Consider the following 14,590-nt stretch of genomic DNA (forward strand, 5'->3'; position numbering starts at 1 on the left):
GCGCTTAAACTCTTCGGTGAAATTCGATTTGCTCATGATGCTCTTCCTGCCGCAAAATTAGGAAAGAAGGCGTCTACAGATCTCGGGGCTATTCACTGCTCCGCGATCAGCCCCTCCTCGATCACCACAATGCGGTCGGCATGGGCGATCGTTGCAAGTCGGTGGGCGACGATCAGCGTCGTGCGGCCTTTCGCCAACTCCGCCAGCGACTGCTGAATGGCGCGCTCTGTCTCCGGGTCCAGCGCCGAGGTGGCTTCGTCCAGGATGAGTATGGGCGGGTTCTTGAGCAAGATGCGGGCAATGGCCAGCCGCTGTTTCTGACCGCCGGAGAGTTTGACGCCCCGTTCGCCGACGATCGTGTCCAGCCCTGCGGGAAGTGCCGCAATGACGCCTTCGAGCCTTGCGCCACGGGCCGCCTCCACGATCTCCGCCTCCGTTGCATCGAGACGGCCATAGGCAATGTTCTCCCGGATCGTTCCCGCAAACAGGAAGACGTCCTGCTGTACGATGCCGATGTTGGAGCGCAGCGACTTCAGCGTCATGTCCCTGATATCGATGCCGTCGATCAGGATCGCGCCTTTCGTTACGTCATAGAAGCGCGGCAGGAGCGAGCAGATTGTGGTCTTGCCGGCACCCGAAGACCCGACGAAGGCGATCGTCTCGCCTGGCTTGATCGCCAGATCAAGTGCCGAAAGCACCGGCTTTTCAGCACCATAGCCAAAACTGACATTGCAATAATCGATCGCCCCCTTCAGCCGCTCGACAGGTTTCGCACCGTCACAGTCGGCGATATCCGGCCGCGTGTCGAGGAACTGGCAATAGCGCTGAAATCCGGCAAGACCTTTCGGATAGGTCTCGATGATCGAATTGATCTTGTCGATCGGGCGGAAGAAGACGTTGACCAGCAACAGAAAGCCGATGAAGCCGCCGGCGGTCATCTCTCCCCGAACCACAAACCAGGCACCTGCCAACATCACGACCACCTGCACGAAACGCATGGAGAGGTAGGAGAGCGACATGGACGCCGCCATCACCTTGTAGGCCTCGAGCTTCGTGGCGAGATAATTGCCATTGTTCTCAGCAAAAAGTGCCCGCTCGTGATCCTCGTTGGCGAAAGCCTGCACGACACGGATTCCACCGATATTCTCCTCGATACGCGCGTTGAACTCCGCCACCCGGCCATAAAGCGCGTGCCAGGTCGCGGTCATCCGCTTGCCGTAGACGGCAGTGAGGATCGCTGTGACCGGTACGATGATGGCGGTCATCAGCGCCAAAGGCACATGTACCCACAGCATCAGAACCAGAGCGCCGATCAGTGTCATGATGGCGATGAACAGATCCTCCGGTCCGTGATGGGCCACCTCGCCGATCTCCTCCAGATCCTTTGTCAGGCGCGCCACCAGATGACCTGTCTTCTGATTGTCAAAGAAGCCAAAGGAGAGTTTTTGCAGATGATCGAAGGCTTTGCGGCGCATCTCGGTCTCGATCTTCAGACCCAGCATATGGCCCCAATACATGACGACAACCTGCAAACCGGCATTGACGATGTAGATGAGAAGCAGACCAAGAGATGCCAGAACGATCAGACCAAGCTGGTTGGTCGGCAGCAGTCTGTCGATGAACAGCGTCACCGCGATTGGAAATGCGAGTTCGAGCAGTCCGGCGGCAACGGCGGAGGAGAAATCGAGCGCGAACAAGCCGCGATGCGGGCGGTAATATGCGGCGAAACGCTTCGGCAGATCTGTCACTGCGCCAGCCCTTTCTTGAGGAAAGACGGGTCCCGTTGGGTGTCTGCCACCGGCAAACGCCCCTTCGGCACGATCAGCGGTGTGCCGGTGACGGGATCCGGGATGATGATAGACGGCAGGCCGAAGACCTCCTCCACCAGATCTTCGGTGACAATGGCCGATGGTCGGCCTTCGGCTGCGATTGCGCCATTCTTGATGGCGATCAGATGGGTGCCATAACGGCAGGCCTGGTTCAGATCGTGGAGAACGGCAACCACGGTGCGGCCTTCAGCGTTGAGATCGGCGAGCAGGTCCATGAGCTCGATCTGGTGGGCGATATCGAGGAAGGTTGTCGGCTCGTCCAGCAGCAGGATCGGCGTCTGCTGTGCGAGCACCATGGAAATCCAAACCCTCTGCCGCTGGCCACCGGAAAGCTCGTCCACCGGCCGCCCGGACAGTTCCGTCACACGGGTCGCCTCCATCGCGGCCACGACCGCCTCTTCATCCATCCTTGACCACTGGCGCAGGAAGGACTGGTGCGGATAGCGCCCCCGCGCCACGAGATCCACCACCGTGATACCATCAGGGGCGGTGGAGGACTGTGGCAAGAGGCCAAGGAGTCGAGCAACCTGGCTTGACGGCATATCGTGCAGGCTGCGTCCATCGAGGATGACCTGACCAGCCGACGGTGCAAGCAGCCGCGACAGGGCGCGCAGCAGTGTGGACTTGCCGCAGGCGTTGGGACCGACGATCACGGTGAAGCCACCATCAGGAATGGACACGCTGAGGTTCTGCGAGATCGTGCGCGCGTCGTAACGCAGGGTCACACTATCAGCCTGCAGTCTGTCGGCTGTGCGTTGGCGCATCGCATGGCCGGGGCTCTTGGTCATTTGCGACCCTCCAGTATCAGAAGCCAGAGAAAGTAGATCCCACCGATGCTGACCGTCATGACGCCGACGGGAAGCTGGAGACCGAATGCATGCTGGGCGGTCCAATCTGCAATAAGCAAGAGCAGCGCCCCGGTCAGCGCCGAGGGAATAAGTGCTACGCTCGGCGAACGTGTCATCCGCCTTGCGATCTGCGGCGCACAGAGCGCGACGAAGGAAATCGGCCCCGCCGTGGCAGTGACGAGCGCTGTCAGCGCAACGCCTAAGAGCATCAGCAGGCCACGGATTCTATTCACGTCGACACCAGAGGCGCGGGCCACATCCTCGCCCAGTTCCAGCTGGCGCATCGGGCGCGACAACAGGAGCGTCAGCGGCAGCACGATCGCAAGCATCAGCGCAACTGGGACAAGCTGCTCGATGCCGAGACCATTCAGCGAGCCCGCCCCCCAGATGGCAGCAGACATCGCCACCTGAAGCTCCGCCTCGCGGATCATCCAGGCGTTAAAGGCCGACAACATGGCGGCCCCGCCAATCCCGACGATGATAAGCCTGAAGCCCTTTACCCCCTGCTTGTAGGCCAAGAGATACACTGCAATCGCAGTCAGAATCCCGCCCGCCAGCGCCCCGAGCGCCGTCTCGTAGGTGCCGCCAGAGAACAGCAAGATTACAATGAGCGCGCCGGTATAGGATCCGGCGGAAAAGCCGACGATATCGGGGCTCCCGAGCGGGTTGCGGGTCAGGCTCTGAAAGATGGCTCCGCTTGCACCGAGTGCCGCACCGAGCAAAACGGCGAGTGCTACGCGCGGCAGGCGCCATTCCACAACGATCATGCGCAACATGGGCTCGCCGCGCCCGGCCAGAGCCCCGAGCACCTCGGCCAGCGCGATGGGATATTTGCCACTCAGCAGCGACAGGGCGGTGAGCGTGGCGATCAGCGATAGCAGGACCAGAAGCACGGCCAGCACACGCGCCTCTAGGAGAAAGGACAGGTGGCCGCCCGCAAGGCGAATGGCCAGGATGGCGCGACCGTGATCCAGTCTGTGCGAGCCCGTTGGCATTGTTACAGTCCCCCCGCCTGTTTGCGCCGCGCCAGGACGATCAGCACGGGCGCGCCGAGAAAGGCGGTCACCACGCCCGCCTCCAGCTCGCCCGGATAAAGCACAAGCCGCCCGGCGATATCGGCCGCCAGCAGCAGCACCGGCGCATAGATCGCGGTCATGGGCAGGATCAGGCGCTGGTCCGGCCCGGTGAACCAGCGCACCACATGCGGCACCATCAATCCAATGAAACCGATCGGCCCGACTGCTGCCGTGGCCGCCCCGGCCAGCAGCGTGACGGCGACAAGCGTGAGAATGCGGACGCGAACAAGACTGGCCCCGAGCGAGCGGGCCAGATCCTCGCCGAGCGCCACGGCATTCAACGCGCGGGCGCTCATGAGCGCGATCAGGAGGCCAATCCCGATGAATGGTGCGGTTGCTGTCACCACCGCCAGATCGCGCCCCGCCACCGAGCCGATCGACCATTGGCGCATCGTATCGAAGGCCTGCGGGTTGATCAGCGTAATCGAGGAGCCAATGCCGCCGAGCACCGCCGACAGTGCCACACCCGCCAGCACCAGGCGAACCGGCGCTGGACCACCTCGTCCTGCCATGCCCAGCCCATAGACGGCCAGCGTCACCAGCACCGCACCGACGAGCGCAAACCACAGATAGGCATCGATCGAGTGGAAGCCGAACAGCCCGATTGCCAAGGTGACGGAGAAAGCCGCCCCCGCATTGACGCCGACGATCCCCGGATCGGCCAGCGGATTGCGCGTGACCGCCTGGATCAGCGCCCCCGACACGCCGAAGGCTGACCCGCACAGCAGAGCCAACAGGGTGCGCGGCAGACGGTAGTCGATGATGACGATATGATCGACCAAACCGTCGTCATAGGCCAGAAGCGCGTCAACCACCGTCGATACCGCGATCGGCCTGACCCCGAGCACAAGACTCGCCAGCGACAGGCATGCCAGGAGACTGACGCCGACCAACGCCATGACGAGGCCGCGCCCAAAATGGACGCTGGCGGCTCGATCACCGGCTTCGATCGACAGGGCCGTGCTCGCGCCCCTCACACCCGGGCCTGCCCTTCGATCCAGTAGCCGACGGCATCGATGCGGTGTTTGTCGAAACCGAGCCCATCGCGGAAATGCTTGCGGCACTCGGCGGCGGCCTTGGCTTCCCCGGCGATATAGATATAGCCCGGCCCATCCGGCAGCGCAGTGATCTCACGCGCAATGCGCGGCAGTTCCGTATAGCCGGGCCGCTCCGGCCGCAGCCCATGGCAGGTATGCCAGGTGATCTCAGCATCGGCCCTGGTCTCGATCATTTGCCCGATCTCCTGACGATCGGCGTCCGACGGGATCTCCACATGCACCACCGTTGGAAAACCTTCCGGCAGTTCCTCCAGCACCCGGCCCACGGCGGGCAAGCCGGTGATATCCGTCAACATCAACAGCCACCGGCTGCCCTTTGGCAACCAGAACCGACCTTCCGGATTGCAGATCCCGACGATATCACCGACCTTGGCCGCCATCGCCCAACTGGCCGCCACACCGCCTTCGTGCACCACCATGTCGAGCACCATCTCTGAGGTCCGGGCATTCCAGCGGCGCACCGTATAGGGCCGGTTCGGCGCATAATCCGCCCCCTCCGGCATCTCCCACCGGCCATTTTCGCTCAGCACCGGCAGCACCACCGGTGTTGCGTCATCCACCGGCACTGCAAGGCGTACCCACTCATCCGGGTGCCCGCTCGGCAACAGCCGCTCTCCGCCATCGAGCTTCAACACAACCCGGATCATTGACGGCGTCAGGTGGCCGATCGATACCACCGAGGCCAGGAAGTTGTCCTCCACATAGGCTTCGTGATCGTGATCCTCGGCGCCTGAAAGAGCGTGTGCGTTTGCATGCATGTCAACGTACCTTCTGTGTGACGGCCGTTTCCATCCGTGGAAGGAATTCGGGAAATGCATAGGGAATGGCCAGAACGCTCGGCCAGGAGGCCGCCCAGATCTCTGTCGGATCTTCCAGCGCAACATATCGACCTTCGCGAACGGACGAGAACATCCGGAACAGGCGCTGACTTTCCAGCGCTGCGCGGGCACCGGGCTCGTACCACATGACGAGGAGATCGGCGGCGACACTCTCCAGGTCTTCGAGGTTGGCATCGGCGGCAACATGTCCATCGGCTGCTTCGGCAAGGCGCTGAACACCCGGGCATGGTCGCATGCCGATCTCGATCATCCAATCGACCCGGGTCTCGCCAGGCAGGTAAACGACGATCCGGCTGCTGCCTGCAAAGTATGAGCCGAAGGTGAAACTCTTTCCCTTGAGATCTGAATAGACGTCGCCATAACTGCCCAAAAGCCGTTCGGTCTCGGCGATGAGCTGCATCGCTCGCTGATCGAGCCCAAGGACGGCACCGGCGATTTCGGTCTGCTCACGCCATCCAGCCCTCCATGGCCCGCTGCGATAAGCAATCGTCGGAGCGATCCGGCTCAGCCTGTTGTAGGAAATGGCATCGATTTGCGAAAAGACACCGACAATGAGGTCCGGTTTCAGGCGCGCTATATGTTCGAAGTCGATCATGCTGCCATCGAGAAGCTCAGGCTTTTGCGCTCCGAATTCCGGCTCGCACCAAGGCGTCATGCCGCTCGCAAACATGCCGGAATAGACGATGGCAATGGGTTTACACCCGAGTGCAAGGAACGGCGCCTCATCGCCGTATCCGATCGTGACGAGCCGCTGCGGTTGCGAGCGCAACTCTGTGCCCCCGAAGGCATGATCGACCACCCGTGGATAGGCGCCGACGTGCGCCCGCGCGAAAGAAGGCGGCAAAAGCATCGCCGCCATACTCCGGGTCAGGGCACGTCGTGTCAGGAGGCACACGATCAGAACTTGAATTTTGTTGAAACGCTGAAACTGCGCGGCTCGCCGTAGTAGCCGGTGTCGAAGTTGCCGAGCCCGGCATAGTACTTCTCGTTCAACAGGTTCTTGACGTTGAACGTGATGTCCACCTTGTCGTTCAGCTTGTATTTCGCCATCAGGTCGATGAGAAACACGTTCTTTTGCGTGATGTCTTCATAGACATTGGCCGGGCTCCAGACATAGCCGTATATCTTGTCCTGCCAACGGACACCGCCACCGATCGTCAACTTGTCCCATTCACCGGGAAGCGTGTAGGTCGTGTAGAGCTTGACGACATTCTCCGGAGCCGTTGTCTGGATGAAGGAATAGACCCTTTCTCCGTCAGCCTTGCGAGCGTGAGAATAGGTGTAGCTCGCATAGACATTCCAGTCCGACCTGATCTCGCCGGATGCTTCAAGTTCGAAACCCTTCGTCGTGACGCCATCGGCCGCCGTGTAGTAGTCTTCCCCCGTATTGGGATCAGTTCCCGCACGCTCCGCAACGTTATCCTGCTTGATCATGAAGACAGCAGCACTTGTATTCAACCTGCCGTCAAACAGTTCGGCCTTCACGCCGGCTTCGTAGCTATGGCCTTCTTCAGGATCGAGATAGGCGCCGTTTACGTCCTGATTTCCTTGCGGTTTGAAAATGCCGGTATAGCTCGCATAGACTGACCAATCTTGGTTCAGGTCGTAAACCACACCGAGATAAGGTGTGACTTTGCCATTCGCCGAATATTGGCTGGCGCCACTCCAGGTGGCCGTAGCATTGTCGTAGTTGCCTTGGTCATCGTAGTCATACCAGCTGAAACGGCTGCCCAGGATGAAAGATAGATCATCCGTCGGCCGAAGTCGTGTCGCGGCATAGGCACCATACTGAGTGAGGCTGTTTTCGTATCGGCCCGTCAGTTTAAAGTCGGGTTCGTCGGTGTTGCCATCCCAGGTGAAGAAATTGGGAACCGCTGAATCGTAGTTGATACCGCCATATTCGTAGAGCGGCCCTTTGGTTGTCTTGTGCGATGCTGTTGCACCGAACATCAGATCGTGCTCGCGACCGAACAGCTCGACGGGACCGGAAAGCTTGGCATCGAGCGTGTCCTGGACCAGCCGACCGGTGTATTTGCCGACATACTGGTAGACCCCTGCGCCGGTCACTGGATCAGGATAGCCGCTCCCTGCGGACCCCAGCACGCTGTCATGCCCGTTCCGACGATGATTGTAGGTGACGTCGGTCTTCCAGCCATTGTCGAACTCATGATCAAGCGTGACGAAGAAGTTGTTCGTGAAGGTGTCGCGCCGGCTCCAGTCCGTCGCCGGATTGGTCGACACGTCGAAGTCGGTGCGGCTCCCGTCGCTGAAGAACATCGGAAGCCCCGTCCAGCTCGAGCCGCGCGGCCTGTTCCGCTGATAGTCGGCACCCAGCGACAAGGTGGTGTTGTCGGTGATATCAGCCTCCAGAATGCCATAGAGATTGAAGGATCTCTTCTCGTAGTGATCGAGGTAGGATTCCGCATCCTCGAACGAGCCGACCAGGCGACCGCGCACGGAGCCATCGGGATTGAGAGGCCCTGATACATCGGCCTCCGTCCTGTAGGCATTCCAGGAGCCGGCAGTTCCGGTGATGGAAGCCTGGAACGTGTCGGTCGGCCGCTTACGCACAAGGTTGACGGCGGCACCGGGGCTGCCTGCCCCCTGCAAAAGTCCATTCGCCCCCTTCACGATCTCAACCCGGTCATAGATCGCCGTATCCGGATTGGTCAGACCGTAGTCGTAGACGCCTTCATTCTGGATCACCACACCGTCATACTGGAACTCGCCCACAGTAAAACCGCGTGCGAGATATTCGGTCCGATCGCTGTCGTACTTCTGGATGGACATGCCACTTGAAGTTTCCAGAACATCCTGCAGCGAGCTGCTGGCCTGATCCTCCATGCGCTGGCGGGTGACCACCGTGACGGACTGCGGCGTCTCCCGGATGGAAAGCGGAAGCCCCGTCGCCGTGTTCATCTGACCCGTGGTGTACGACCCGGATCCTTCCGTGGTGCCGCCACCCTGCCCCTGAACCGTAATCGTCTCCAGCACGGTCGAACCGTCCGCCGCAGCTCCACCTGCATCCGCCGCCTGCGGATCGACGAAAGCGGCCGAGCCCGGCCCGCTGATCCGCACCGCGATGCCCGTTCCCTGCACCATCCGCTGCAAAGCTGCAGATGGCGTCAGGCTGCCGGAGACGGCGGTCGACGTTTTGCCCGCCGCAAGAGCCGAGGAATAGCTGATCTGCCAGCCGCTCTGGCGGATGAAGACGTTGATGGCGGCAGACAGCGGCTGGGCGGGGATCTGGAAGCTGACGGTTTCCGTGGCGCCGGCAACAGCACGCGCCTGCGCATGCACGGCATTTGGCGCAAAGCCCGCCATGCAGGCCAGCATGCTGGATGCCAGGAGAAGCTTTGTCCTTCGGTGACTGCGCTTTCCAGCCGTCATGTCTACGCGTGAATGTTTTCCCGAAACCATGCTCGTCCAAACCCTCTTTACAGACGCTCGGCCGGTTGCGCGTCATGCACAACCAGCCCTTCTGTCAGCAAGGACGCAGCAGGGTTTCGAAACCGGCAAAAAAAGTTGAGGCTCTATCGAAGGATTATAAGGCCGCCGGGAATACGGTAGAATCCGACACCTGCGGCATCGGCCAGGGTCTTCAGCGCGCCCTCGACATCATCGAGACGATAATTGCCGGTGACGACCATCAGGTTCACCCGCTCATCCGCGACCATGATCGGCCCCCGGTGATATCGCCGCAGTTCTTCCAGCACCGTGCCGAGCCGGGCGTTTTCGAAGATGATGCGCCCATCCCGCCAGGCAAGTGCCGTGGACGGGTCTGCCGCATGCACCGGCGAAACGGCGGATGCCGTCACGCTGACGGCCTCGCCAGGCGCAAGTTCGGCCTTCCCTTGGTTCTCGCAAAGACAGAGGACCTGAACGCGGCCCCGCTCCAGAACGACCTCATCCTCGTCATCGCCGGTTTTCACGGAAAAGGCCGTGCCTAAAACTTCCACCGCACCGTATTGGCCGCTGACAGTGAAGGGATGGGCGGCGTCATGGACCACATCGAAGAAAGCTTCGCCGCGCAGCAGGCGGATGTGACGCTTGCCGGCATCAAAATCCAGCGCCACCGCCGTGCCGGTGTTCAGCATCATGGTCGAACCGTCCGGCAAGGAAACGGTCGTCTGGCTGCCGGTCCCGGTCAGGTAATCCGCCTGGAAGGCGATGTTGAGTGCCGGATACTGCCAGACGCCGGCAGCAAGCAGAACCGAGGCGGCCAATGCGGCTGCCTGCTTCGGAAACCGGCGCTTCGGCCTGATCAGGGCAGACTTAGCGACGGGCAATGCCATGACCGCATCAAGAAAAGGCTTCGAATTCCACAGGGTTTCCAGCGCACGGAATGCCGCCTCATGGCGCGGATCTTCACCCAGCCATGCCTTAAAAGCGCCCTCCGTCACGCCGTCCGGTTCAGCCCCTCGAAGACGGACAAACCAGTCCAGCGCCTGATCCCCCACCGGATCGGCATGGGTCAATTCGCTGTCGGTCTGCCCGGTTTCATGCGCGTCCTGATGTCCCACTCAGCCGATCCGATCGAAACGTGTTTGCGGGGTCCTGATAGCTTGACGTTTGAAGATGTCAAACCCGGCAAAATCGACTGAGAGACCGGAGGCGGCGGCTGCCTCAATGGTGCTGGTCCGGATGATCGATGAAAGCGCCATTGTGTTCCTCACTTTCCATCCAGACGCGCCAGGGCATCCCGGCAATGGGCCATGGCCAGCTTCAGATCGTTGAACACGGTACGCTCCGAAATGCCGAGATGTTCGGCGATGCGCACATTCGACCATTCCTCGATACGGCTCAACACCAGCACGTCCTGTACGCGTTTCGGCAGGGTGGAAAGCGCCTTCTGAAATGCACCAAAGCTCTGTTTCTCAATCAGGGCCTGCTCGATCGAGGGAATGTCATCCGAGATACCGGCAAGCAAACCTTCATCCAGCCCCTCGACCTCCGCCCCTGCCCGCGTCTTGCGGCGGCGCAGATAGTCAAGCGCAAGATTGCGCGCCGTCTGATACAGAAAGCCTTCGAGATGGTCTACCCGCCCACTCTCGACGGCCTTGCGAGCGCGTAGATAGGTTTCCTGCGCAAGGTCTTCCGCCGTCTGGGGATCGCGCACGATGCGCATGACGGTCCATAATAGGGAGCGCCGGTGGGCGGCGAATATGGCGTTCAGAATTGCAGGCAAGCGTAATGCCTCCCGGAGGCCGACAGTGCATCAACTGGAAACTTTGCGCCACTCTCCGACCGCTGTACCACGCGCCAACCGCCCTGTTTCGCCTCCCTGGCCACGATCTCCGCCCGGGACGAACGCCAGCCTCTGGCTCGTGGCCAATGACGTAGAAGGGGCTTCTCATACAAACTGGTTTTTCCAACCAATGATCGCCAGATATTACGATCAAAAAGGATGCGCAACATAAACTTGATAATTCTATACATGTATTAGGTGCCGAGCACTTACTTTTCGCATTCAGCGCCAAGAAGGCATTCTCAATACTGAAAACGCTTCTGCAAAATGCGGCAGAACGCACCGTGACCGGCCTTTGGGACAGGATCGGAAAATTTGTCGACCTCATAGAACCTCAAGAGGCTGGCCTGCTGCGGGTTTATAGGACAAGAGGTTAAGCTAATCGCACCTTGGCCCCAAAGTCATTGGGGCTGAGATAGCCCAGTGTCGAGTGGCGGCGCTTCGGATTGTAGAAGCGCTCGATGTAATCGAACACATCTGCTCTGGCGTCGTTCCTCGTGCGATAAACCTTCCGTGCTGTTATCTCCGTTTTTAATGATGAGAAGAAACTCTCCATCGCGGCGTTGTCCCAGACATTTCCAGAACGGTTCATCGAGCAGGTGATGCCGTGGTCGCCGATGAGGCGCTGGAACTGCTCGCTCGTATATTGGCTTCGCTGATCGGAATGATGCAGGAGCGCATCTGGTTTTCCTCGACGCCAGATCGCCATGATCAGAGCATCTGTGACGAGTTGGGCCGTCATGTTGGCATTCATCGACCAGCCGACGACACGGCGTGAGAACAGGTCAATGACGACAGCTACATACAGCCAGCCTTCTGCGGTCCAGATATAGGTGAAGTCAGCCACCCATTTCTGGTTCGCCCGCTCTGCCATGAACTGGCGGTCCAGCACGTTCGGCATGATGACGGCACGGTCACCGGCATCTTTCGGCAAGCCACGCCGTCTCGGCCTGGCCCTGAGTGCATTCAAGCGCATCAGCCGCTCCATACGATGGAGGCCACAGGATAATCCTTCTTCCAGCACGTCATGCCATACGCGGCGAGCACCATAAGTGCCGTCGCTGGACTTGAAGCTCTGCGTGATCTTGTCCAGCAGAACCTCATCATAGCGGGCGTGTTCGCTCGGAGAACGACTGAGCCAGGCATGGAAACCTGAACGAGACCCCCCCGGCGCTTCGCAGAGCCATGCCACCCTCTGCCCGGCCGTCGTTGCGCAGCAACGACGAGAGGGGCCAGATCGAACGGTGCTTTGCAATGAACGCGAACTTCATATCGCGTCCCTGGCAAAGTAGGCTTCGGCCTCTTTTTTAGGATATCGCGCTCCGCCTTCAGCTTGGCGACTTCACGACGGAGCCGCTCGATCTCAAGCTGCTCCGTGACCTGAGCCCCTGACCTTGCCCCGTTTCACCGGATAGCTCGGCCGGTGGCCAGCAGTCCTGATCTCACCGAGCTCGGGAAGTTGCAGGTCATTGGTGACGCAGAATGGTCCGCTGGCATGGATTTCTGGTGCCTGGACACGGGAGGCAGACTTGTGGAACGCAAAAGTCGCGTCGGCGTTCGCGAGACGGTTTGTCGTAACTTTTATTTTTTTGAATTGGTTGCGCGGGCCTGATTGCACAGAGACTTGTATAAACCCGCTAGCGCAAAACCAACTCTTCGGTGGAAGCAGAATTACGGAACCTTCGTCTTGGTTTCGAAACGAGAGGTCGCCACGCCAAGTGCTCATATGGCGTACCTACGCGCCAGCCAAGCACAGACCATCAGCTGAATCTGATGAAAGAGCATCAACGGCAGCACGATTGCACCGACCGACTGGCCGGCAAAAATGACGCCGGCCATCGGCACACCGCTCGCCAGGCTCTTCTTCGAACCACAGAAGATCGCCGTGATCCGGTCCTCGCGGCTGAAACCGAAAAGCTTCGATCCGAACGCCGTAATGAAAAGCACGACGACAAGCAGGGCGATATCGAGCCCGACCACCAGGGCGAGGTCTGCGGTGGAGAATTCTGACCAAATTCCCTCGATCACGGCATTGGAAAAGGCGAGGTACACCACCATCAGGATCGAGCCGCGATCGACGGGGGCAAGCAGGGACTTACGAGCCCGGATCCAGTTGCCGATCAAGGGCTGCAGAACCTGCCCAAGCACGAAGGGCAGGAAAAGCTGCAGCAGGATCTTCCAGATCATGTCCAGCGACACCCCGACATGACCGCCCGCCGAAAACAGCACGGCGACAAGCGCCGGCGTCAGGAACATGCCGAGAATGTTGGATGCAGAGGCAGCGCAGATGGCGGCCGGCACATTGCCCCCGGCAATCGAGGTAAAGGCGATCGACGACTGCACCGTCGAAGGCAGCACGCAAACATAGAGCAGACCAAGATAGAGCGCCGGCGGAATGAGCCACGGCGAAAGAAGGCCAATAAGCAGACCGAGCAGGGGAAAGACCACGAAGGTCACCGCCAGAATGAAGCTCTGCAGGCGCCAGTGCAGGAAACCGGCCACCACCACATCCGTCGAAAGGCGTGCGCCATGCAGGAAGAACAGCAGCGCGACCGCGAAGTTCGTCGCCAGCCCGAACCACTCCGCTGGCTCGCCGGAAATCGGCAGGAAGGTCGCAAGCACAACCATGGCCACGAGCAGCGTTGTGAAGGTGTCTGGAAGAAAACGTTTCATCTGAGGGTTCCGGCAGCATCTGGACAGAAGTCTGAGAGTAGTTATCGTAAAACTCGATGCAAGAAATAACAATCATCGGAAAACGTGATGTGCTCGATCTCGTTCACCTGCGCAGTTTCGTGTCGATTGCCCAGCTCAGCAGCTTCACCCTCGCCAGTCAGAAACTCGGTTTGCGACAGTCGACTGTCAGCCAGCACCTGCAACGACTGGAACAGGTACTCGGGCGTCGGCTGTTGGACCGCGACACCCACGGCGTCCGCTTGACGGCTGACGGCGAGGCCCTTCTTCCGCATGCCCGCCAGCTGCTTTCATTGGAACGACAGACGGCGTCCCTTTTCGAGGCTGCCCAGCCTCGCGGTCGGTTGCGGCTCGGCATCTCGGAAGATCTGGTGTCAGGCCAGCTTCCGGCACTCCTGCAGGACTTCATCGCCGATTATCCAGCCGTTGAACTCCACCTGACGGTGGCACTCTCCAGGGATCTGGCTGACATGCAGGACAAGGGCGACCTTGATCTGGTCTTTGCGAAGCGCCGCCTCGGCGATCGCCGCGGCGAGGCGATCCTGCGCGAACAATTGGTCTGGCTGACCGCCGATCCGGACGCGGTTCTGGCAACACCGATCCTGCCGCTGATCGTCTTTCCGCCACCGAGCCTGATGAGAACACTGCTCATGGAAGCGCTGGAGCGCGCCGGACACCCATGGCGGATCGTCTGTTCCTGCCAGAGCCTGAGCGGCCTGACCGCTGCAGCGCGAGCAGGCATGGGCGTCCTTGTCCAGCCGCGCAACCTCGCACCATCAGGGCTTCGGGAACTGCCTCCTTCGGCCCTTCCGACGATCGAAGATGTCGAATTCGTCCTCGTCGCATCGCCCCGCGCGGATCGGAACACGATCGCCGCCTTTACCCATCTCGTTCGGGAAAGGCTGGCAAACGGCCTCCGCCCTGTCCGCTGACACCCCACGCCGCGTTCGATCAAAAAGCGCTTGACGGCTCTCAAGCACGATGTTTGGATAATTGGATAC

At 60.4% G+C, this 14,590-nt stretch carries 11 protein-coding genes and 1 pseudogene; 1 reads left to right on the forward strand and 11 read right to left on the reverse strand.

Annotated elements, in window-relative coordinates:
• Positions 1–92: 92 nt before the first annotated feature.
• From J2045_RS22440 to J2045_RS22490, 11 genes and pseudogenes are all read right to left on the reverse strand, one after another.
• Positions 93–1,748 (reverse strand): ABC transporter ATP-binding protein, encoded by a 1,656-nt coding sequence (locus tag J2045_RS22440; RefSeq protein WP_307377465.1) that lies wholly within the window; start codon positions 1,746–1,748, stop codon positions 93–95.
• Positions 1,745–2,617, reverse strand: a complete 873-nt coding sequence (locus J2045_RS22445; protein WP_307377468.1) for an ABC transporter ATP-binding protein — start codon at positions 2,615–2,617, stop codon at positions 1,745–1,747. Before J2045_RS22445 ends, J2045_RS22440 begins: the two co-directional genes overlap by 4 nt.
• Positions 2,614–3,672, reverse strand: coding sequence for a FecCD family ABC transporter permease (locus tag J2045_RS22450; protein ID WP_307377471.1), 1,059 nt, complete (start codon positions 3,670–3,672; stop codon positions 2,614–2,616). Before J2045_RS22450 ends, J2045_RS22445 begins: the two co-directional genes overlap by 4 nt.
• A gap of 2 nt (positions 3,673–3,674) precedes the next feature.
• Entirely contained in the window at positions 3,675–4,730 is a 1,056-nt protein-coding gene (locus J2045_RS22455) for a FecCD family ABC transporter permease (protein ID WP_307377473.1), read from the reverse strand.
• Positions 4,727–5,512 carry a siderophore-interacting protein gene (locus J2045_RS22460; protein ID WP_307377475.1) on the reverse strand — a complete coding sequence of 262 codons (786 nt, stop codon included), beginning with the start codon at positions 5,510–5,512 and terminating at the stop codon, positions 4,727–4,729. The genes J2045_RS22455 and J2045_RS22460 overlap by 4 nt, the downstream gene beginning before the upstream one ends.
• 58 nt (positions 5,513–5,570) lie before the next feature.
• The gene (locus tag J2045_RS22465) at positions 5,571–6,500 is read right to left on the reverse strand and encodes an ABC transporter substrate-binding protein (protein ID WP_307377477.1); all 930 of its coding nucleotides are present in this window, start codon (positions 6,498–6,500) and stop codon (positions 5,571–5,573) included.
• Between the two features lie 47 nt (positions 6,501–6,547).
• Positions 6,548–9,040 (reverse strand): TonB-dependent siderophore receptor, encoded by a 2,493-nt coding sequence (locus J2045_RS22470; RefSeq protein ID WP_307377480.1) that lies wholly within the window; start codon positions 9,038–9,040, stop codon positions 6,548–6,550.
• Positions 9,041–9,183: 143 nt separating this feature from the next.
• Complete coding sequence (locus J2045_RS22475) at positions 9,184–10,173, reverse strand: FecR family protein (protein WP_307377483.1); 990 nt, start codon at positions 10,171–10,173, stop codon at positions 9,184–9,186.
• A gap of 149 nt (positions 10,174–10,322) precedes the next feature.
• Positions 10,323–10,838: an RNA polymerase sigma factor gene (locus J2045_RS22480; RefSeq protein ID WP_307377485.1), complete on the reverse strand. Its 516-nt coding sequence runs from the start codon at positions 10,836–10,838 to the stop codon at positions 10,323–10,325.
• Positions 10,839–11,271: 433 nt separating this feature from the next.
• A pseudogene (locus J2045_RS22485) lies at positions 11,272–12,287 on the reverse strand (IS3 family transposase); the annotation flags it as partial.
• A 333-nt stretch (positions 12,288–12,620) separates the two neighbouring features.
• Positions 12,621–13,571: a bile acid:sodium symporter family protein gene (locus J2045_RS22490; protein WP_307377488.1), complete on the reverse strand. Its 951-nt coding sequence runs from the start codon at positions 13,569–13,571 to the stop codon at positions 12,621–12,623.
• A gap of 89 nt (positions 13,572–13,660) precedes the next feature.
• Between J2045_RS22490 and J2045_RS22495 the strand changes: the two genes are divergently transcribed.
• Entirely contained in the window at positions 13,661–14,521 is an 861-nt protein-coding gene (locus tag J2045_RS22495) for a LysR family transcriptional regulator (protein ID WP_307377568.1), read from the forward strand.
• The last annotated feature ends 69 nt before the right edge of the window (positions 14,522–14,590 follow it).

The organism is Peteryoungia aggregata LMG 23059 (genome assembly GCF_030814435.1).
In the GTDB taxonomy this organism is placed as follows: domain Bacteria; phylum Pseudomonadota; class Alphaproteobacteria; order Rhizobiales; family Rhizobiaceae; genus Allorhizobium; species Allorhizobium aggregatum.

Excerpts from the sequence above, each read along its gene's own strand:
- J2045_RS22470 (WP_307377480.1), bottom strand. The coding sequence starts at position 9,040 with ATGACGGCTGGAAAGCGCAGTCACCGAAGGACAAAGCTTCTCCTGGCA.
- J2045_RS22450 (WP_307377471.1), bottom strand. The coding sequence starts at position 3,672 with ATGCCAACGGGCTCGCACAGACTGGATCACGGTCGCGCCATCCTGGCC.
- J2045_RS22490 (WP_307377488.1), bottom strand. The coding sequence starts at position 13,571 with ATGAAACGTTTTCTTCCAGACACCTTCACAACGCTGCTCGTGGCCATG.
- J2045_RS22465 (WP_307377477.1), bottom strand. The coding sequence starts at position 6,500 with ATGCTTTTGCCGCCTTCTTTCGCGCGGGCGCACGTCGGCGCCTATCCA.
- J2045_RS22445 (WP_307377468.1), bottom strand. The coding sequence starts at position 2,617 with ATGACCAAGAGCCCCGGCCATGCGATGCGCCAACGCACAGCCGACAGA.